Annotated in this window: 19 protein-coding genes; 8 read left to right on the plus strand and 11 right to left on the minus strand. The window is 70.8% G+C overall.

Features of this window, described 5'->3' with window-relative positions:
- Positions 1–265 precede the first annotated feature (265 nt).
- On the plus strand, positions 266–2152 hold the full coding sequence (gene typA, locus CDO52_RS07475) for a translational GTPase TypA (protein WP_017620075.1): 1887 nt from the start codon (positions 266–268) through the stop codon (positions 2150–2152).
- A 118-nt stretch (positions 2153–2270) separates the two neighbouring features.
- Here the strand turns inward: typA and CDO52_RS07480 are convergent, their stop codons facing one another.
- Genes CDO52_RS07480 through CDO52_RS07490 form a run of 3 tightly spaced genes read right to left on the minus strand, consistent with a single transcriptional unit; the run spans position 2271 to position 4100 of the window.
- Entirely contained in the window at positions 2271–3233 is a 963-nt protein-coding gene (locus CDO52_RS07480; RefSeq protein ID WP_094932278.1) for a M56 family metallopeptidase, read from the minus strand.
- Positions 3230–3640, minus strand: coding sequence for a BlaI/MecI/CopY family transcriptional regulator (locus tag CDO52_RS07485; RefSeq protein ID WP_017620077.1), 411 nt, complete (start codon positions 3638–3640; stop codon positions 3230–3232). Before CDO52_RS07485 ends, CDO52_RS07480 begins: the two co-directional genes overlap by 4 nt.
- A gap of 1 nt (position 3641) precedes the next feature.
- Positions 3642–4100 carry a hypothetical protein gene (locus tag CDO52_RS07490; RefSeq protein ID WP_017620078.1) on the minus strand — a complete coding sequence of 153 codons (459 nt, stop codon included), beginning with the start codon at positions 4098–4100 and terminating at the stop codon, positions 3642–3644.
- Between the two features lie 128 nt (positions 4101–4228).
- Between CDO52_RS07490 and CDO52_RS07495 the strand changes: the two genes are divergently transcribed.
- The 3 genes from CDO52_RS07495 to CDO52_RS07505 are packed head-to-tail and all read left to right on the plus strand — an operon-like array spanning position 4229 to position 7112.
- A complete protein-coding gene (locus CDO52_RS07495; RefSeq protein WP_017620079.1) occupies positions 4229–4957 on the plus strand; it encodes a DsbA family protein in 729 nt (242 codons plus the stop codon).
- Entirely contained in the window at positions 4954–5835 is an 882-nt protein-coding gene (locus CDO52_RS07500; RefSeq protein ID WP_017620080.1) for a cytochrome c biogenesis CcdA family protein, read from the plus strand. The genes CDO52_RS07495 and CDO52_RS07500 overlap by 4 nt, the downstream gene beginning before the upstream one ends.
- Positions 5832–7112: a hypothetical protein gene (locus tag CDO52_RS07505; RefSeq protein WP_017620081.1), complete on the plus strand. Its 1281-nt coding sequence runs from the start codon at positions 5832–5834 to the stop codon at positions 7110–7112. The genes CDO52_RS07500 and CDO52_RS07505 overlap by 4 nt, the downstream gene beginning before the upstream one ends.
- A 101-nt stretch (positions 7113–7213) precedes the next feature.
- Here the strand turns inward: CDO52_RS07505 and CDO52_RS07510 are convergent, their stop codons facing one another.
- On the minus strand, positions 7214–7738 hold the full coding sequence (locus CDO52_RS07510) for a nitroreductase/quinone reductase family protein (protein ID WP_094932279.1): 525 nt from the start codon (positions 7736–7738) through the stop codon (positions 7214–7216).
- Between the two features lie 172 nt (positions 7739–7910).
- Between CDO52_RS07510 and CDO52_RS07515 the strand changes: the two genes are divergently transcribed.
- Positions 7911–8483: a TIGR03086 family metal-binding protein gene (locus CDO52_RS07515; protein WP_017620083.1), complete on the plus strand. Its 573-nt coding sequence runs from the start codon at positions 7911–7913 to the stop codon at positions 8481–8483.
- Between the two features lie 73 nt (positions 8484–8556).
- Positions 8557–9729, plus strand: coding sequence for an FAD-dependent oxidoreductase (locus CDO52_RS07520; protein ID WP_017620084.1), 1173 nt, complete (start codon positions 8557–8559; stop codon positions 9727–9729).
- Positions 9730–9764: 35 nt separating this feature from the next.
- On the opposite strand, the gene CDO52_RS07525 is transcribed toward CDO52_RS07520, so the two are convergent.
- Complete coding sequence (locus CDO52_RS07525; protein WP_033301081.1) at positions 9765–10391, minus strand: TetR/AcrR family transcriptional regulator; 627 nt, start codon at positions 10389–10391, stop codon at positions 9765–9767.
- Between the two features lie 94 nt (positions 10392–10485).
- Here CDO52_RS07525 and CDO52_RS07530 point away from each other — a divergent pair, with 94 nt between their 5' ends.
- Positions 10486–11658 carry an FAD-dependent monooxygenase gene (locus CDO52_RS07530; RefSeq protein WP_198345836.1) on the plus strand — a complete coding sequence of 391 codons (1173 nt, stop codon included), beginning with the start codon at positions 10486–10488 and terminating at the stop codon, positions 11656–11658.
- Between the two features lie 78 nt (positions 11659–11736).
- Here the strand turns inward: CDO52_RS07530 and CDO52_RS07535 are convergent, their stop codons facing one another.
- Together CDO52_RS07535 and CDO52_RS07540 are read right to left on the minus strand one after the other, a co-directional pair.
- Positions 11737–12285 (minus strand): ATP-binding protein, encoded by a 549-nt coding sequence (locus tag CDO52_RS07535; RefSeq protein WP_232524406.1) that lies wholly within the window; start codon positions 12283–12285, stop codon positions 11737–11739.
- A gap of 80 nt (positions 12286–12365) precedes the next feature.
- On the minus strand, positions 12366–13145 hold the full coding sequence (locus CDO52_RS07540; protein ID WP_017620088.1) for a GntR family transcriptional regulator: 780 nt from the start codon (positions 13143–13145) through the stop codon (positions 12366–12368).
- Positions 13146–13218: 73 nt separating this feature from the next.
- On the opposite strand from CDO52_RS07540, the gene CDO52_RS07545 reads away from it, so the two are divergent.
- On the plus strand, positions 13219–13650 hold the full coding sequence (locus CDO52_RS07545) for an NUDIX hydrolase (RefSeq protein WP_017620089.1): 432 nt from the start codon (positions 13219–13221) through the stop codon (positions 13648–13650).
- 48 nt (positions 13651–13698) lie between these two features.
- Here CDO52_RS07545 and CDO52_RS07550 read toward each other — a convergent pair whose 3' ends face one another.
- From CDO52_RS07550 to CDO52_RS07565, 4 genes are all read right to left on the minus strand, one after another.
- Positions 13699–14523, minus strand: coding sequence for a succinate dehydrogenase/fumarate reductase iron-sulfur subunit (locus tag CDO52_RS07550; protein WP_017620090.1), 825 nt, complete (start codon positions 14521–14523; stop codon positions 13699–13701).
- Positions 14520–16475, minus strand: a complete 1956-nt coding sequence (locus CDO52_RS07555) for a fumarate reductase/succinate dehydrogenase flavoprotein subunit (RefSeq protein WP_017620091.1) — start codon at positions 16473–16475, stop codon at positions 14520–14522. Before CDO52_RS07555 ends, CDO52_RS07550 begins: the two co-directional genes overlap by 4 nt.
- Before the next feature lie 144 nt (positions 16476–16619).
- Positions 16620–17438 (minus strand): hypothetical protein, encoded by an 819-nt coding sequence (locus CDO52_RS07560; RefSeq protein ID WP_017620092.1) that lies wholly within the window; start codon positions 17436–17438, stop codon positions 16620–16622.
- A gap of 400 nt (positions 17439–17838) precedes the next feature.
- Positions 17839–18783: a LysR family transcriptional regulator gene (locus CDO52_RS07565; protein ID WP_017620093.1), complete on the minus strand. Its 945-nt coding sequence runs from the start codon at positions 18781–18783 to the stop codon at positions 17839–17841.
- Positions 18784–18814 lie beyond the last annotated feature (31 nt).

Below are 18814 nucleotides of genomic sequence, written 5' to 3' on the forward strand. Positions count from 1 at the left end.
CCGTCGGCACCTAGTGAGGCATGCCTATCCTAAATCCGTCTTGGGGTGGTGTGGAAGTTTTGTGAGTGCGACGGTGTTACACCGCTCGGCAGAGCCCCGCATCGACCGCGCATGGCCGCGCACAACCGCGCAAACCGCGGGCGGCGCCCTGCGGATACCCCTGCTGACCAGCTCGTTTCCCAAGCTGTCCGGTATCCCGGCATAAACTGATGGACGGCCGCGGGAGTCGCGGTTCTTCCCACCACATGAGATTCGAGACTTTCGCATGTCCAGCGCCACGCACGCTGAAGGTTCCGCTCGCCGGACTGACCTTCGCAACGTCGCCATCGTCGCCCACGTCGACCATGGCAAGACCACCCTCGTCGACGCGATGCTCTGGCAGTCGGGAGCCTTTCGAGCCAACCAGGATGTCGATGACCGGGTCATGGACTCCAACGACCTGGAGCGCGAGAAGGGCATCACCATTCTCGCCAAGAACACCGCCGTCCACTACACGACGCCCGAGGGCGAGGACGTCGTGATCAACATCATCGACACCCCCGGCCACGCCGACTTCGGCGGTGAGGTCGAACGCGGCCTGTCCATGGTCGACGGTGTCGTCCTGCTGGTCGACGCGAGCGAGGGCCCCCTGCCGCAGACCCGCTTCGTCCTGCGCAAGGCCCTGGCCGCCAAGCTCCCGGTGATCCTGGTCATCAACAAGGTGGACCGGCCCGACAGCCGCATCCCCGAGGTCGTCGACGACACCTACGAGCTCTTCATGGACCTCGACGCCGACGAGTCCCAGATCGACTTCCCGATCGTCTACGCCTGCGCGCTGGACGGGAAGGCGTCCCTGGAGCGCCCGGCGAACGGTGCCGCCCCGGACAACGACGACCTGACGCCGCTGTTCCGCACCATCCTCGACACCATCCCGGCCCCCGAGTACCAGCCGGGCGCCCCGCTGCAGGCGCACGTCACCAACCTCGACGCCTCGCCGTTCCTCGGCCGCCTCGCGCTGTGCCGCGTGCGCCAGGGCGAGATCAGCAAGGGCCAGCAGGTCGCCTGGATCCGTGGTGACGGTGAGTCCCAGCAGGTCAAGATCACCGAACTGCTGATGACCGAGGCCCTGGAGCGCAAGTCCGCCGAGAAGGCCGGGCCGGGCGACATCATCGCCATCGCGGGTATCCCCGACATCATGATCGGCGAGACCCTCGCCGACCCCGAGGACCCCCGCCCCCTCCCGCGGATCACGGTGGACGAACCCGCGATCTCGATGACGATCGGCATCAACACCTCGCCGCTCGTCGGCAAGGTCAAGGGCGCCAAGGTCACCGCGCGCCTGGTCAAGGACCGGCTGGACCGCGAGCTCATCGGTAACGTCAGCATGCGCGTCCTGCCCACCGAGCGCCCGGACGCCTGGGAGGTGCAGGGCCGCGGCGAGCTCGCGCTCGCGATCCTCGTCGAGCAGATGCGCCGTGAGGGATACGAGATCACCGTGGGCAAGCCGCAGGTGGTCACGCGGCAGATCGACGGCAAGCTGCACGAGCCCGTCGAGCGGCTGACCGTGGACGCGCCCGAGGACTACCTGGGCACCATCACCCAGCTGCTCAGCGTCCGCAAGGGCCGCATGGAGCAGATGACCAACCACGGCACCGGGTGGGTCCGGATGGACTGGCTGGTCCCCTCGCGCGGGCTCATCGGCTTCCGCACCGAGTTCCTCACCGAGACGCGCGGCACCGGTATCGCTCACCACGTCTTCGAGGGCTTCGAGCCGTGGTTCGGCGACCTGCGCACCCGCCAGAACGGTGTGCTGGTGGCCGACCGCGCCGGGCAGGCCGTGTCGTTCGCCATGTTCAACCTGCAGGAGCGCGGCACCCTCTTCGTGGAGCCCGGCACCGAGGTGTACGAGGGCATGGTCGTCGGCGAGAACTCCCGCTCCGACGACATGGACGTCAACATCACCAAGGAGAAGAAGCTCACCAACATGCGCTCCTCCACCGGTGACGAGCTGGTGCGCCTGGTCCCGCCGCGCAAGCTCTCCCTGGAGCAGGCGCTGGAGTTCTGCCGCGAGGACGAGTGCGTCGAGGTCACGCCCGACGCCGTGCGCATCCGCAAGGTCACCCTCGACCACAAGGAGCGCGGCCGGATCACCGCGAACAAGAAGCGCGGCTAGCGCGCGAAGCCTCCTGCCCCGGGGCGGGGGATGTTCGTCGAAGGCCCGCCGGGGGACGACCCCCGGTGGGCCTTTTCGCTGTGCTGGGCCGCCGCCGAGCGCGGGCTCGCCCGCCCGATCACGTCAGAACAGGCCGCAGCTCAACCCGAACGTGGTGGCGGAGATCGGGCGAGGAGCACCCCGGCGGCCGTCGTGAGCGCGATCGCCGTGACGGCGGCGATGAGCGCGCGGGTCGTGTGGACCCGCCCGGGCGGGGCGGAGCAGGCGGCGGACGCGTTCGACCACGACACCGCCGCCGGCGGCGAGGGCGGCCGTTCCCGGGCCGGGCCATAGCGGCGATCGCCCGCGCGACCACGCGGCGGTCGCGACCGCGCGCGGCCTGGTCGTCGGCGGCCCACTCCGCCAGCTCGGCGGCGAGCGGCGCGGCCCTCCGCAGCAGCGGGACACCAGGGAAGGCGGCGTCGAGGGTGCGGAGCCAGCCGAGCAGGAGATGGTGGCGTCCGCGCAGGTGGGCGCGTTCGTGCGCGATGACGGCGGCGAGTTCGTCGGCGTCCAGGGTGTCCAGCGCCCCCTGGGTGAGCACGACGCGCGCCCCGGGGCCGCCCACGCAGTAGGCGGAGGTCTGATCGGTGGGTAGCAGCCACACGCGGGTGCCCTGCAGTCTGCGGCGGCGCCCGACCGTGCCCAGCATGGCCCGGTGCCGCGCGCTCCACCGCCATCCCCGGTATCCGCGGGTCAGCGCGTACCAGCCCAGACGCCCCAGTGCGGCCGCGGGGACGGCGAGCGCGATGAGGGCCGGGAGGTTCGGCTCGGCGGGGCTGCCGAACACCGCGCAGACCGTCGCGACGCACAGCTCGATCAGGGCGGCCAGGCCGACGCCGCCGGTCACCTGGACGAGCAGTAACAGGCCGGCCGAGACGACGGCGGCGCCCCAGGAGGTGGCCAGCGCCGTCACCGCGTGCAGTCCGACGCCGGGCGCGCGCGTGGCGGCGCGGTGCAGCCGGGACAGCAGGTGCGGGCCGGCCAGACCGAGCAGGAGCGTGTAGCAGGCCGTGAGCAGCAGGGCGACGGCCGGGGTCACGGTCGGTCTCCGCCGCGACCGACGTCGCGGTCCTCCCCGCTGTCCGTGCGGCTCTCCTCGCCTTCCTCGGCCAGCAGGTCGCGCAGCATCCGCGCCTCCTCGTCGCTCATCGCGTCCACGAAGCGCAGCAGTGTGGTGCGGGTGCCGCCGCTCTCGTGCAGCGCCTCGTGCATGACCCGCGCCGCGTAGTCGGTGCGGCCGACCGCCGCCCGGTAGAACCACACCCGGCCGATCCGCTCGCGCCGCAGCCACCCCTTGTCGTAGAGCTTCTGCAGCACGGTGGAGATCGTCGTGTAGGCCAGGCCGCGGTGCTCCAGCGCCTCGGTGACGGTGCGGACCGTGACCGGTTCTGCGGCGTCCCAGACGACGTCCATCACGGCCCGTTCCAGAGGGCCGAATTCACCCATGTCAGGCCTTTCGCGTAGGGGACGGGCAGGACGCGGCGGTGCGCAGCCGGGTGCGCAGGGCCCAGCCGAGCAGTACCAGTCCCGCGGCGGCGAGCAGCGGCTGCAGGGGAGCGAACCAGGTCAGGGCGCCTGACGCGCCGACCGCGAGCAGTACCAATTTATTGCAGACAGGGCACCCGATCGCGAACCAGGACAGCAGCCCGCCGCCCAGGGAGGTGCGGGTGCCGCGCTCGGCTGTGGCGGCGGTGCCGCCCTCACCACGGGGGGTAACGTAGGTGGCCAGCAGGAGCCCGCTGAGGAGGGCGGACGCGATCCAGACGGGGTAGTTCCACCACTCCGGCGCGATCATGCGGCTGAACAGCGGGTTGGGGATCAGTGCGGTCATGACCCCCAGGAGTGCCGCGGTCGCCGCGGCCCCGATGGCCGCCGCCCACCATCTGCGTGCGCCCCACTCCCGCATGTGATCCCTCTTTCTTTTCTCCGGTGGTGTCCCGTCCCCGGGCCGCGCGCCGGGATGGTTCTTCTATGCTGCGTAGAAATACTACTATGCGCGATAGAAAAACGTCCCGTGTGATGGAGGAGCGACGTATGCCCAGCTCAACAAGGAAAACCGGGCGGTGGACCCCGTGGGCGCCGTTCCTCATCGGTGCCGCGATCCTGGTGGCGATCGCGGGATACGCCATCGTCGCCTCCGGCAGCGAGGCCGACGACCAAGCCGCGCCGCAGTCCGCCCCGGTCTCCTCCGACATCCGCGCGATGGGCGAAGAACTGGCGCGCCGCGACGCCGACGACCCCATGGCACTGGGCGACACCGACGCGCCGGTCGTCCTCATCGCCTACTCGGACTACAACTGCCCGTTCTGCGGGCGCTGGGTCCGGGAGATCCAGCCCGAGCTGATGCACTACGTCGACGACGGCCAGCTGCGCATCGAATGGCGCGAGTTCCCCTACCTCAGCGACGACTCCACGACCGCCGCGCGGGCCGCGCACGCCGCCGGTGCCCAGGGCAAGTTCTGGGAGTTCCACGACGCCTACTACGGCAAGGACGAGAAGTTCGAGGGCGAGGCGCTCCAGAACGAGCTCGACGCGATCGCCGACGACATCGGCCTGGACAAGAAGCGCTTCGACGAGGACCGCGAGAGCGACGAGACCGCCCAGGCCGTGCAGCGCGACTTCGACGAGGGCGTCGGGATCGGCGTCAACGGCACCCCCGCGTTCCTGGTCAACGGGCAGCCCGTGATGGGCGCTCAGCCGCTGCCGGTGTTCAACCAGGCCATCGACACCGCCCTCGCCGACGCGAAGAAGGGGGACAAGTGACCGACATCGGCTTCGCGGCGGCGCTCGCGGGCGGCGTTCTCGCCCTGCTGAGCCCCTGCAGCGCGCTGCTCCTGCCCTCGTTCTTCGGCTACGCTTTCCGCAGCCCCCGGCGGCTCCTCGCCCGGACCGCCCTGTTCTACGTCGGCCTGTGCGTGACGCTGGTGCCCCTGGGGGCCGGATCCTCGGCGGTCAGCCAGCTCTTCTACGGCCAGCGCGACCTGCTCATCACCATCGCCGGATGGCTGATCATCGCCTTCGGCGTCGCCCAGATCGTCGGGCTCGGGATCTCCCTCGGGTTCTTGGAGCGCCTGGAAGGCCGCTTCTCCGGGCGAACGGACGCCGTGTCGGTGTTCGCGCTCGGCGCGGTCTACGGACTCGCGGGCTTCTGCTCCGGCCCGATCCTCGGCGCCGTCCTCACGGTCGCCGCCACCGGCGGTGCGGTGCGTGGTGCCCTGCTCCTGGCCGTCTACGCGCTGGGCATGGCGCTCCCCCTGTTCGTCCTGGCACTGCTGTGGGACCGCTTCGACCTGGGCCGCAAGGGGTGGCTGCGCGGCCGACTCGTGCAACTCGGCCCGGTCCGGCTGCACACCACCAGCACCGCCTCCGGCCTGCTGTTCATCCTCATCGGCGCGCTGTTCCTCCGCTACGACGGCACGGCGTCCCTCTTCGGCGGCGCGCTCTTCGAGGACCTCGGCTACCGTGCGCAGGACTGGCTCGCCCGGCTCAGCGGATCCGGGGCCGACCTGGTGCTGTTCGGCGCGGTGGGGCTCGCGCTGGTCGGCGCGGGCGCCTGGCGGTGGTACCGCGAACGGCGGGCACCCCGGACCACCGACGAGGACACGTCCGCTGCGGCGTCGGAGCAGGAGTCCGCCCGATGACGCGGCACCATCGGCGGGCACGGGCCACGGCTCTCGGCGCCGCCGGGTGCGCGGCCCTCGTCGCGCTGTCGTCCTGCACGGCAGGCGGCGGGGAATCGGGGGAGGAGCAGGCCGCCGGGCCGGCCGAAGAGGTCACGCCGCTCGGCGATCCCGCGGAGAAGCTCAGCGGCGTCGACCGCCGGGGCGTCCCGCCGCCGCTCGACGCCGACGCGCTCGCGCAGCTGCCCGTGGACGGCCCACCCACGGCCGTCGGCGAGGGGTTCATCGGAACCGTCCTGCCCACAGAGGAGGACCCCGAACTGACCTTCGTCCTCACCGACGCCGACGGCACCTCCCGGTGGAGCCGCTCCGTCAACCCCTCCTGCACCAGCTTCACGGTCTCGCGCACGGACGGCCGTGACATCGTCGTGCTGCTGGACAACGACTTCGATCCGGTGCGAAACGGCGCCGACCCGGCGACCGAGGCCAGCGGCTACGACGCGGTGACCGGCGAGCGGCTGTGGGGACCTGTGGACGTACCGGGGGCGGTGATCGGACCCGGGCTGGTGTTCGGGGACATGCCCGGCACCGTGGTCAGCGACGACGCCGGAGCCAAGGTGGCGCTCTCGCCCGCCGACGGGTCGGTCGCGGCCGATGAGACCGACGGCGTGGTGATCGACCACGAGCACAACGGGGTGCTCCTGGCCGAGGAGGGCGGTGAGCTCCGGGCGCGCGACACCGTGGCCGACCGGGACCTGTGGAGCGGTAGCGACCTGCACCCGCCGAAGGGAGCCCGGGGAGGCGAGGTCGACTACGCGCGGGCCGTGGAGGGCGATGGCGCACAGGTCCTCCTGTCCTGGACACCGAGGGGCGGTGGAGACCGCTCCGTCACCACCGTGAACGACCTGCGCACCGGGACGACGCTGGCGGTGCTCCCGGACGAGATCTCCGAACCGCGCGCCCTCGCCGACCCTGTGACGGGGGTCCTGGTCGCGACGTCGGTGGCCGACGCGGACGGCTTCGTCGCCGCCTACGACGGGGAGACGGGCGAGGAGCTGTGGCGGGACGCCGCGGCCGACTACGCGCCTCGGAGCCTGCTCGGCGGGATGCTGTTCGGGGCACGGCCGGACGGCGCGGAGAAGGTGGTGCTCTCGGCGGCCGAGGGGACCACAGCGGGGCAGGGCACCTGGCCCTTCCCGATCGCGGCCACACCGTCGGGCGCGACCGCCTTCGCCCTGCCGGACGCCGAATGCGACAAGGCGGACGGCGCCTGCGTCGCGGTCGGCACGCCCGGCTGAGCGGCGGCAGAACGTGTTCGGCCGGAGCCGTCCGGCGTCAGTCCCGGTGGACGCGAGCGGGACGGCACTCGCCGAACACCCTGGCCACCGGGGCGCAGGGGTCACCGCCCCGGTGGCCGCCGGGGCACGAGCCGGAACACCCGGGGCTCGCGCCCGGCCCGCGTGGCATAGGAGTCGTAGGGCCACATCGCGTTGAGCTTCCCCCAGACGTCGGCCTTCTCCTCGGCGGAGAGCAGGACGCCGGTCACAGGGATCTCCCGGCCCTTGTAATTGACCACGGCCTCGGGTGTCGTGAGGAGGTTCCCGGTCCAGGCGGGATGTTTCTCGCGGCCGAAGTTGCTGCCGACGACGAGGAAGGCGCCGGTCTCCCGCTCGGGGAGGCAGGCCACGGGGGTGGGGCGGGGCTCGCCGCTCTTCTGCCCGGTCGTGGTCAGCATCAGGCTGGGGACCGCCCAGCGCGCGATCTGCACCCGGCCCCCGGTGCGGCGGGCGAGGAAGCGGTCGAGCCGGGGCAGGACCCGGGGTGCGATCCGGGCGAACAGGGCGCTCGCCGCCATCCGCTGGATCAGCGGAAGGAGTGCGCGGCCGAACGACGACGGGCCGGAGCGGCGGGAGAGCGGCGCCATGGGCGGGTCCTTTCCCCGGGAAAATCGGCGGACTCCCCGCAACCTACGGCGGTCCGCGGTGCGGGCCAAGGGTGGCATCGACGCTGTGGACGGGCGGAGATCAGGGGGTGCGGCGGGGCGGTCGCTGGCGTACTGTGGGCGCACTTCGTACGTGTGATCGATTGGGGTGGCCATGGTCTCCGAAAACACGGTGTACAGCGCGCTCGACTTCACGGCCGGGAAGATCAGGGGCATCGGCGATGTTCCGCTGACGGCCTCCACCCCCTGCACCGAGTGGAATCTGGGACAGGTGCTCAACCACATGATCAACGCCCTGGACCTGATGGGCCGCGGCCTGGCGGGCGAGGGGATCGACAGGGCCTCCCTCGATCCGGAGGCCACGGCCGCCACACCGATCAGCGGCGCCCCGGAGGCCGCCTTCGCCGCGGCGGCGGCCCGGGCACGCACGGTCTTCGCCGACCCGGGTATCTGGGACCGCGAACTCACCGGAGCCTTCTCCGGAGACTGCGCGCGCGACGTCGCCGGGGTGGTGGTCGGCGACGTCACGGCGCACGGCTGGGACATCGCGCGCGCGACCGGTCAGGACGAGACCGTTCCCGAGCCGCTGGTGGACGAGGCCTACGCGTTCGCCCGCGGGTTCCTGCGGCCCGAATTGCGGGGTGCGCTGTTCGGGCCGGAAGTCCAGCTTGGGCCAGATGCGACGAAAACCCGGCAACTCATGGCATTCCTCGGACGGCAGCCCTAGCCTGAGGGAGCAAAGGCCCGCGGATTCCCGCCCCGGGGGTCGCCCCTATGCGTGTCCGAAGAAGGACGACTTCATGGCAGAGCCGCACGCCGTCATCGTCGGTGGTGGTATCGGCGGGTTGACCGCCGCCCTTGCCCTCGACCGCCGCGGATGGGCCGTGACCGTGTGCGAACGGGCACCGGTCTTCGACCCGCCCGATGTCGGGCTGGCCCTGCCCCCCAACGGGCTGCGCGCCCTCGACGCGCTCAGCGCGGGCGACGATGTCCGCAAGCGCTCCGCCGTCCACGACGTCGCCTCGATCCGGCGCAAGGACGGCCGGTGGATCCTGCGCACCGGGGTGGAGGAGACGCGTCGGCGCTTCGGCGACGCGGTGTGCGTGCTCCGCAATGTCGACCTCGCCGACGTCCTGCTGGAGCGGCTGCCCGGCTCGGTGCTGCACACCGCCACCACGGTCACCAACGTCGAACCCGGCGACACCCGGCGCCCGGCGCGGGTGCTGACGGACGTCGGGGAGCTGAGTGCCGACCTCGTGGTGGTGGCCGACGGTGCCCGCTCGACCGTGCGTCCCGAACTGTTCCTGGAGCACCCCGGCGCGGTGTACGCGGGGTTCACCTGCTGGCGCGCCATCGTGCCCCGGCCGCCGGACTACCCGCTGGAGTACGGCGAGAGCTGGGGAAAGGGCGGCGTCGCCGGTGTCCTCCCGCTGAGCGGCGACGAGGTCTACTGCTACGCCACCGGCAACGTCCCCGCCGGTGGGAGTGCCCAGGACGAGAGGTCCGAGCTCATCCGGCGCATGGACGACTGGCACCCGCCGCTGGCCGAGCTGTTCGAAGCCGCCCGGCCCGAGGCGGTCACGCGCATGGATGTCTGGCATATCGACACCCCGCTGCCGGCCCTGCACAAGGGGCGGGTCGCGCTGCTCGGCGATGCCGCGCACGCCATGACGCCCAACCTGGTGCAGGGCGCCTGCCAGGCGATCGAGGACGCGGTCGTGCTGGCCCACCACATCGACGGGTCCGTCGCCTATCTTCCGACGGCGCTGCGCTCCTACACCGACGCCCGGCTGTCCCGCACCAGCGCGCTGGTGCAGAGATCCGCGCAGCTGGCCGAGGCCGTGCAGAACGACTCCCCCGTGGTCACCACCCTCCGCGACACCGCCGCGGGCGTCGTCGGCCGCCTCGCCCCCACTCTCCTGGCCCGCTACACCCGCCCCATCGACGACTGGCAGCCGCCCGCGGGGATGTGAGGCCGCCGCCTGCCTGCCGTCGAACGGCGCGGGCGTCAGCGCGTGCCGTCGGCCACCGAGGTGTCGGCGGGGGCGAGGAGGGCCCGGAGGAATTCCGCGGCATCGGTGCGGAGCTCGTCGTGGGACGGCGGACGGGCGGCGCCGGAGCCCGCCAGCGAGTCGAAGACCATCCCCTCGGACCAGGCGATGAGCGCCCGGGCGTGGCGTTGCGGGTCGGGTGAGCCGAGGCCGCGGAGGACGGCGGTGGCCAGGGTCTGGAACCGGCGGCCGAGTCCGTCGTAGACCGCACGCAGCTCCGGGCGACGGTTGGCCTCCAGCGCCAGCTCGAAGCGGGCGAGGCTGCGCTCGGTGTCCTCGTGGATCGTGGTGTGCAGATAGTCGGCGATGAGCCGGGCCATCGTGTCGAGTCCGCCGCTCGTGAGGGACGCCGGGACGCCGAGCGCCACCGGGTCCGTGAGCGCGGCCCCCTCGTCGGCGAGGTGGAGGAGGGCGATCTCGATCAGCCGCGCGCGGGTGCGGGCGTGGTAGGAGGTCGACCCGGGCGGGAGCCCCGCCGCCTCGTCCACCGCGCGGTGGGTGAGCCCCCGCAGGCCCCGGGAGGCGATGAGGTGGACGGCGGTGCGTGCGATGAGGTCCACGCGCTGGCTGCTTGATTCCGGCACCCTCGAATCCTAGATCGTCTCTACAGGTGTAGATTGCCGTTACTACAAATGTAGAGCCACGTCGGCGGCGTGGTCGCCGGGAAAGGAGAGCGGCATGGTGGGACGACGACGGGCCGTGGTCATCGGGGCCGGGATCGGCGGGCTGACCGCCGCGCGCGCACTCGTGGACGCCGGTTGGGACGTGACCGTCCTGGAGCGCGCGCCCGTGGTGGGGCCGGTGGGTTCCGGCATCGGCATCGGACCGAACGCGCTGCGCGGACTCGACCTGCTCGGCGACGGCGACGCCATCCGCGCGCGGTCGGCGGCGCAGACCGGCGGCTTCCGGCGGTGGGACGGCCGCTGGCTGGTCCGCACCGACATGGACGCCGTGATGGAGCGGTTCGGCGACATCATCGTCATCCTGCGCCGCGCGGAAGTGATCGACGTGCTGCTGCGGCGCCTCCCGGACGGTGTCCTGCGCACCTCCACCGCGGCCGCGGAGGTTGACCCCGGCGACGCGCGGCGCCCGGCGCGGGTGCGCACCGAGGCGGGGGAGGAGGTCGAGGCGGACCTCGTCGTGGCGGCCGACGGCGTCAACTCGCGGGTGCGGCACGCACTGTTCCCGGCGCACCCCGGGCCGGTCTTCGCCTACCCCTGCTGGTGGGTTATCGCCCCGATGCCCGAGGGCGCGGTGCTGGGGACCGAGAGCTGGGGCGTGGGCACGGTGGCGGGGGTGTACCCGCTGGCCGACGGGGGCGTCTACGCCTACTTCACCGACAACGGCGAGCCCGGTCAAAGCGAGGAGGACGAGCGGGCTGGGCTGCTGCGCCGGTTCGGGGCCTGGCACGACCCGATCCCCCAGGTCATCGCCACGGCGGAGCACGTCATTCGCAACGATGTGTGGTGGCTGCGCACGCCGCTGCCGGCGTTCCACTCCGGGCGGGTGGCGCTGCTGGGCGATGCCGCGCACGCGATGGCGCCCAACATGGGGCAGGGGGCCTGCCAGGCGATCGAGGACGGCGTGACCCTGGCGCACCTGGTGGCCACCTCGGCCGACATCGGCGCCGGGCTGGCCGAGTACACGCGCCAACGGCTGCCCCGCACCGACCGGATTGTGCAGCGCTCCGGCCGCATCGGCGGATTCCTGTCCTCGGAGTCGCGCGTGCTGGCGGCCGGGCGCAACGCCCTGGTCAGCGTGTTCGCGCGCCTTGCGCCGGGCGGGTTCCTCCGCACGTTGGACGAGGGCTTCGACTGGAGGCCGCCGCGGCTGAACGAGCCGACACGCTGAGCCGGGGTCGCTGGGGGACCGGACCGCCCTGGCCCCTCCACAGGGCGGCCCGGTGGCCGTGCGCGGGCGGGGCGACGCTCAGCCCGTGAAGATGAAGTGCTCCAGCCCCCGGGGCACGTCATCGGGGTCGATGCGGAAATCGGCCCAGACACCGAGCCCGAGGTTGAGGCGGGAGTAGGGGAGCACCTGGTAGTAGCCCCAGTCGATCGCGAAGGCGTTGACCAGGAGGAGGCCGCGCTGTCCTTCGGCGGTCATCCACGCGGCGTCGTCGCGGTCGTGGGGGAGGGTGGGACGGCTCGTGGTCCAGCCGCCGTCGGCCACTTCCAGCCGCAGCGTGTCGGGCCGGTGCAGCCAGAGGCGGCGCGACACTTCTCCGTCCGGCGCACCAGAAACGGTGTGGAGCACCGCGTTGGCGTACAGCTCGGAGCAGCACAGCTGCATGGTCCAGATCAGGTCGTCGGGAAATCCTCGCAGGTCATGGCGGATATCCGCGCGTACCTGAAAGGCGTGGGCGGGGTCCCCGGGATAAATACGCGGTTCCCACCGGACCGAATGGAACGACGGGGCGGACGACACGACCGACATGAGGACCCCCGAGAGAAGCTGATATGCAACTTCTTCACTCATATACAGGAGTGATGATATAAGGGTGCTCGACTCCGCCGTGGAGAGTCAAGCGGTTTCGGAGAACTGGGCGTGTCGGTCGCTCATTCGTCGGCAGAAATGCGATACTCGAGGACAAATTGACCAGCGGACATGATCGTGTCACATACCTCCACGGTGCGACCGCTCTTGTCCACGGCCTCCCGAATGAGCTGGATGACCGGCGACCCCGTGCCCATGGAGAGGGCCGAGGTCTCCTCCTTGGTCGCGATGCGGACGGAGATCTCCTCGACGTACTCGGCGAGGTGGTGCCCGCGCTCTTCGAGCCGGGCGTAGATGCCGCCGGGCCCGGGGTTCTCGGCGAACAGCTCCGGCGTCTCCTTGGCGATGTCCCACGGAATGTAGGAGGTCGCCTCCTCGGTGGGGGTGCCGTCGCTCAGATAGAGGCGGCGGCGCGCGAGGACCTTCTTGCCGGGTGGCAGGCACAGCCGACGGGCGATGTCCTCCGGTGCGTCGAGCGACCCGACGAAGCTGACCCTGACCTCGGCCTCGACCCCGGCCTGGTCGGATTCGGCCAGGTAGGCGGCCATGCCCGCGGCCCGGTGCGATCGGCGGAACCGGTCGGAGGACTTGCGCCGCACCGGCGGACGGCTCCGGACGAACGTCCCCTTGCCGTGGTGCGTCTCGACCAGACCGATCGCGCGCAGCTCGGTCACGGCCTTGCGGACCGTTCCCTGGGCGACGCCGTAGCGTCGGATCAGTTCGGACTCGCTGGGAACCCGCGCGCCGGCGGGCAGCGCGCCCGTGTGGATCTGCAGCTTCAGATCCTGGGCGATGCGCAGGTAGCGCGGTCGGCCACCGTCGGTCGTGGTCGACTTGTCCAACTCGACACCTGCTTCCTTGCCGCGGCCTCTCCTGTAGAAGAGCAATCAGACATTACAAGGTGGTTCCACGCCTATGCACTCGGTTTCAGTCGCGGGCGCGATCGTCGATACGGACGGCCGAATCCTCGCCATTCAGCGAGCTGACAACGGGCACTGGGAACCTCCGGGCGGCGTGCTCGAACTCGATGAGGACATCGAGGCCGGGGTACGCCGCGAAATCTTCGAGGAGACCGGACTGAGCGTCCATGTCGATACATTGACCGGTGTCTACAAGAACATCAAGCAGGGCATCGTCGCCCTGGTCTTCCGATGCGTACCGAAAACCCGCGAACTGCGCCTCTCCGAGGAGACGACCGCCGTCGAATGGCTGACGCCCGACGAGGTCGCGGGACGTATGTCGCCCGCCTACGCCTGCCGCCTGCTGGACGCCCTGGACACCGGGCCGCCGCGGGTCCGGGCGCACGACGGACACGATCTCCTCGCCGCCGTCCCCCTGGACCCCTGACGGATCCGGCCACCAGGGGCCCGGTGGCCGGATCCCGCACTGCCCCGGCTACTGCTCCGGCGCCGACGACGGCTTGCGGGTGTTGGGGGCCATGGGTGTGTCGGCCCCCTTCCGCAGGCCGATCTTGGAGCCGAGCCAGACCAGCGGGTCGTAGCGACGCCCCGCGACCCGCTCCTTCATCGGGATCAGCGCGTTGTCGGTGATCTGGATGTTCTCGGGGCAGACCTCCGTGCAGCACTTGGTGATGTTGCAGTAGCCCAGGCCGAACTCGTCCTGGGAGATCATCCGGCGGTCGGCGGTGTCCTCCGGGTGCATCTCCAGCTCAGAGACCCGCATCAGGAAGCGCGGGCCGGAGAAGTTCTCCTTGTTCTCCTCGTGGTCGCGGATCACGTGGCACACGTTCTGGCACAGGAAGCACTCGATGCACTTGCGGAACTCCTGCGAGCGCTGCACATCCTCCTGGCCCATCCGGAAGTCGCCCGGCGCGGTCGCCGGGTCCGGGGTGAACGAGGGGATCTCGCGGGCCTTGGCGTAGTTGTACGAGACGTCGCACACCAGGTCGCGGATGACGGGAAAGGTCCGCATCGGCATGACCGTGACCGTCTCGTCGGGTGCGAACGTGCTCATCCGCGCCATACAGGACAGCCGCGGCCGCCCGTTGATCTCCATCGAGCACGAGCCGCACTTGCCCGCCTTGCAGTTCCACCGGACCGCCAGGTCCGGCGTCTGGGTCGCCTGCAGCCGGTGCAGCACGTCGAGGACGACTTCGCCCTCGTTGACCTCGACCTCGTAGGTGGTGAGCTCTCCGTCGCCACCGCCGCGCCAGACGCGGAACGTCCGCGTGGTGCCCTTGCCGGTCGTCTCGGTGGTCATCCCTGGTCGTCCTCCTTCGCGGTGCCCGACTCCGCTCCCGGAGCCGCCGTCGGCTCCGGAACTGCCGCCGCCGGTACCGCGGGCAGTTCGTCGTCGGTGAAGTACTTGGCCAGCTCCTCGCGGTCGAAGAGCTCCAACAGGTCCGGCCGGAGCGCGTCGACCCGCTGGCGGCGCAGGCGCACCCGCCCGTCCTTGGTCAGCGACTCGATCAGGTTGATCCGGCGCCACTCCGGTGACATCCCCGGGAAGTCGTCGCGGGTGTGCCCGCCGCGCGACTCCTCGCGTTCCAGCGCCGCCCGCGCGATGGCCTCCGCGACCAGCAGCATGCTCCGCAGGTCCAGGGCCAGGTGCCACCCGGGGTTGTAGACCGAGCCGCCCTCGGCGCCGACGCGCGCCACGCGGTCGCCGAGCTTGTGCAGCGCGTCCAGGGCCTGCTCGATCTCGGGCCCCCGGCGGATGATGCCGACCAGGGTGTTCATGGTCTGCTGGAGTTCGGAGTGGAGGGCGTAGGGGTTCTCGCCGTCCTCGCGCTCCAGCGGCGCCAGCACCTGCTCCGCGGCGCGCTCCGCCTGTTCGGGGTCGACGGGCGGGCGCTCGCCGTCCAGCTCGGTGACGTACTCGGCCGCGCCCAGACCGGCCCGGCGGCCGAAGACCAGCAGGTCGGACAGGGAGTTGCCGCCCAGCCGGTTGGAGCCGTGCATGCCGCCGGCGACCTCTCCGGCCGCGAACAGCCCTGGCACCAGCGCCGCGCCGGTCGCGGCGTCGACCTCCACGCCGCCCATCACGTAGTGGCAGGTCGGGCCGACCTCCATGGGTTCGGCGGTGATGTCGACGTCGGCCAGCTCCTTGAACTGGTGGTGCATCGACGGCAGCTTGCGCATGATCTGGTCGGCCGGCAGGCGGCTGGCGATGTCCAGGAAGACGCCGCCGTGCGGGGAGCCCCGCCCCTCCTTGACCTCGGTGTTGATGGCGCGCGCCACCTCGTCGCGGGGCAGCAGCTCCGGGGGCCGCCGGTGGTTCTCGGGGTCGGAGTACCAGCCGTCGGCCTCCGCCTCGGTCTCGGCGTACTGCGAGCGGAACACGTCGGGCACGTAGCGGAACATGAACCGCTCGTTCTCGGCGTTGCGCAGCACCCCGCCGTCGCCCCGGACGGACTCGGTGACCAGGATGCCCTTGACGGAGGGCGGCCAGACCATCCCCGTGGGGTGGAACTGCACGAACTCCATGTTGACGAGGCTCGCCCCGCAGCGCAGCGCCAGGGCGTGGCCGTCGCCGGTGTACTCCCAGGAGTTGGAGGTGACCTTGAAGGACTTGCCGATGCCGCCGGTGGCCAGCACCACGGCCGGGGTCTCGAACAGCACGAGCTCCCCGGTCTCCCGGATGTAGCCCAGCGCCCCGGACAGCCGCTCGCCGTCCTTGATCAGATCGGTGACGGTGGTCTCGGCGAACACCTTCAGCATCGCCTCGGGGTCGCCCAGTTCGGCGGCGTCGGCCTGCTGCAGCTGGACCACGCGCTGCTGCAGCGTGCGGATCATCTCCAGGCCGGTTCGGTCGCCGACGTGGGCGAGCCGGGCGTACTCGTGGCCGCCGAAGTTGCGCTGGCTGATCCGGCCGTCGGCGGTGCGGTCGAAGAGCGCCCCCCAGTACTCCAGCTCCAGGATGCGCTCGGGGGCTTCGCGGGCGTGCAGCTCGGCCATGCGGGGGTTGTTCAGGAACTTGCCGCCCCGCATGGTGTCGCGGAAGTGCACCTGCCAGTTGTCGCCGGGGTTGACGTTGCCGAGCGCGGCCGCCGCCCCGCCCTCGGCCATGACGGTGTGCGCCTTGCCGAACAGGGACTTGGAGATGATGGCGGTCTTCTTGCCCTGCTCACGTGCTTCGATGGCGGCGCGGAGGCCGGCGCCTCCGGCGCCGATCACCACCACGTCGTAAGTGTGCCGTTTGATCTCGGACATCTGCCTGACTTTCGGTTGCGTCGATACATCCGGCGCGGGACCGGTCGCGTTGGCGCCGCGGAGATGCGGTGCTGCGGAGGATTGGGTCCAGGTCGCCGCCGTATCCGCGGTCGGGGAACGGGGCCATGGGCGGCCCCACGGTCCTTAGTTGAAGATCCGCAGGTCGGTGATGACTCCTCCGGCGACCAGCGCGACGTAGAGGTCCGTTATCACCAGCGTTCCCAGCGTGATCCAGGCGAACAGCATGTGCCGCGTATTCAGCCGGGAGATCTGCGTCCACATCCAGTAGCGGAACGGTCGGTCGCCGAAACTCTTCAGTCGCCCGCCGAAGACGTGCCGGCAGGAGTGGCAGCTCAGGGTGTAGGCCCAGAGCAGGATCACATTGCCGAACAGGACGATGTTTCCGATCCCGATGCCGAATCCGCCGTTCTCGCCGTGCAGGAGCGCGTTCGTGGCGTCATAGGTGTTGATGAGCGATATCAGGAACGCCGCGTAGAAGAAATAGCGGTGCAGGTTCTGCCCGAGCAGCGGAAATCGCGTCTCGCCGGTGTAGCGGCCGTGCGGCTCGCGCACGGCGCACGCGGTGGGCGACTGCCAGAAGGCGCGGTAGTAGGCCTTCCGGTAGTAGTAGCAGGTGAATCGGAACGCCAGGAGCAGCGGCAGGCTGATCACCGCATAGGGGATGAACCACGGGAACGCCCATGGAAAGGTCCCGAAGAGTGCCGATCCCGGCTCGCAGGACGCCGATAGGCAGGGGGAGTAGAACGGTGTGAGGTAGTGGTACTCCGGCACCCAGTAGTGGTCTTGTTGGAAGGCCCGGAGCAGGCCGTACACGAGGAAGGCGGTCAGCCCCGCGACGGTCAGCACCGGGCCGAGCCACCATCGGTCCGTGCGCAGTGTCCGAATCGGAAGGCGGGCACGCGTGGCGCCGGAGCTTTCCGGCGGGGGAAGTGTCGCTGTCATTCCCTGCGTTCTCCATCTCGGGCGGAGAGCCGGCCGGAGGAAATCACGGGTTCGGAGTAGACCGGTCGCCCTCAGCCACTGATAAGGCAGTGCGGATGCGTATGGGAAGCAACGTTAAGCCCGCGCCATCACGGATTCAGCAAGAAATTCACCCGAAACGAATGTGAAAAATGCCACTCCCGTTCGCGGGGTTGGCGTGTTTTGTAATGAAAATCGGGATTTGTCCCGAAAAGCTCCTGCTGTCGCCTTTGGTGTTATTGGGGCGCGAGGGGCTGGTGTGAATAGCGGCGTCATCGCACTGCCCTTTGTCGAATTTATCCGCCCATGGTGAATTCGGTGGGCGCATCGCACCGATTCGCGGTGTGATCCCCGTCCTATTCGGTGTCGCGCCGCCGACGCCCTACTCGGGCCCCCGTTCGGTTATGACCTCCAGGTCGTCGCCGAGCTCCTCGGGAGTGAGCCCGCGCAGGTGGTGCATCATGTGGCGGTGGAACGCCTTGGCCGCGCGCTGCGGCTCCACGTCCTTGCGGTGGGCCAGCGCGATGGTGCGCAGCAGGCGGGGCCGGGCCAGCGGGGTGCCGCGCAGGCCGGGGCGGTTCTTCAGGGCCATGCTCGGCACGACCGCGATGCCCAGTCCGGCCTCGACGAAGCGGAGCACGGCGTCCATCTCGCCGCCCTCCACCGCCAGCTGCGGCTCGAAGCCCGCGGCGCGGCACGCGTGCAGGGTGGCCTCGCGCACGTCGTAGCCGCGGCGGAACATCACCAGGGGCCGGTCGCGCAGCTCGGTGATGCGCATGGACGCGCACCCGTTGGGCGAGGGCCGACTGGTCGGGCTGACCACCACGAGGTTCTCGCGGAGGATCGGCGTGGTCACGAACGCGGGGTCGCTGCTGTGCAGCGGCAGGATGATCAGCGCGAGGTCGAGCTCGCCCTTGCCGAGGGCGCGGATCAGGTCGCGCGACCCGCCCTCCTCGACCTGGAGTTCCACCCCGGGGAACCGGGTATGGAACCCCGCGAGCACGTCGGCGATCAGTCCGGCGCACAGCGAGGGCGTGGCGCCGAGCCGGACCCGGCCCCGGCGCATCCCGGCCAGTTCGCCCACCTCCCGGCGGGCGGTTTCTACGTCGGCGACGATGCGCTGGGCAAGCGGTAGCAGGGCCTCACCGGCCAGCGTGAGTGTGATATTTCCCCGGGCACGACTGAATAACGACGCCCCGAGCTCCTCTTCGAGGTTGCGGACCTGCTTGCTGAGGCTGGGCTGTGCGACGCGGCAAAGCTCGGCTGCGCGGGTGAAATGGCGTGTCTCCGCGACCGCGAGGAAGTACGTCAGCTGCTGGAACTGCATGCTTCATAGCTTACGGCTATCGACACCAGCA

The sequence above is a fragment of the Nocardiopsis gilva YIM 90087 genome, assembly GCF_002263495.1.
Lineage (GTDB): Bacteria > Actinomycetota > Actinomycetes > Streptosporangiales > Streptosporangiaceae > Nocardiopsis_C > Nocardiopsis_C gilva.

Excerpts from the sequence above, each read along its gene's own strand:
- typA (WP_017620075.1), top strand. The coding sequence starts at position 266 with ATGTCCAGCGCCACGCACGCTGAAGGTTCCGCTCGCCGGACTGACCTT.
- CDO52_RS07485 (WP_017620077.1), bottom strand. The coding sequence starts at position 3,640 with ATGGGTGAATTCGGCCCTCTGGAACGGGCCGTGATGGACGTCGTCTGG.
- CDO52_RS07490 (WP_017620078.1), bottom strand. The coding sequence starts at position 4,100 with ATGCGGGAGTGGGGCGCACGCAGATGGTGGGCGGCGGCCATCGGGGCC.
- CDO52_RS07495 (WP_017620079.1), top strand. The coding sequence starts at position 4,229 with ATGCCCAGCTCAACAAGGAAAACCGGGCGGTGGACCCCGTGGGCGCCG.
- CDO52_RS07505 (WP_017620081.1), top strand. The coding sequence starts at position 5,832 with ATGACGCGGCACCATCGGCGGGCACGGGCCACGGCTCTCGGCGCCGCC.
- CDO52_RS07510 (WP_094932279.1), bottom strand. The coding sequence starts at position 7,738 with ATGGCGCCGCTCTCCCGCCGCTCCGGCCCGTCGTCGTTCGGCCGCGCA.
- CDO52_RS07515 (WP_017620083.1), top strand. The coding sequence starts at position 7,911 with ATGGTCTCCGAAAACACGGTGTACAGCGCGCTCGACTTCACGGCCGGG.
- CDO52_RS07520 (WP_017620084.1), top strand. The coding sequence starts at position 8,557 with ATGGCAGAGCCGCACGCCGTCATCGTCGGTGGTGGTATCGGCGGGTTG.
- CDO52_RS07530 (WP_198345836.1), top strand. The coding sequence starts at position 10,486 with ATGGTGGGACGACGACGGGCCGTGGTCATCGGGGCCGGGATCGGCGGG.
- CDO52_RS07535 (WP_232524406.1), bottom strand. The coding sequence starts at position 12,285 with ATGAGTGAAGAAGTTGCATATCAGCTTCTCTCGGGGGTCCTCATGTCG.
- CDO52_RS07545 (WP_017620089.1), top strand. The coding sequence starts at position 13,219 with ATGCACTCGGTTTCAGTCGCGGGCGCGATCGTCGATACGGACGGCCGA.
- CDO52_RS07550 (WP_017620090.1), bottom strand. The coding sequence starts at position 14,523 with ATGACCACCGAGACGACCGGCAAGGGCACCACGCGGACGTTCCGCGTC.
- CDO52_RS07555 (WP_017620091.1), bottom strand. The coding sequence starts at position 16,475 with ATGTCCGAGATCAAACGGCACACTTACGACGTGGTGGTGATCGGCGCC.
- CDO52_RS07560 (WP_017620092.1), bottom strand. The coding sequence starts at position 17,438 with ATGACAGCGACACTTCCCCCGCCGGAAAGCTCCGGCGCCACGCGTGCC.
- CDO52_RS07565 (WP_017620093.1), bottom strand. The coding sequence starts at position 18,783 with ATGCAGTTCCAGCAGCTGACGTACTTCCTCGCGGTCGCGGAGACACGC.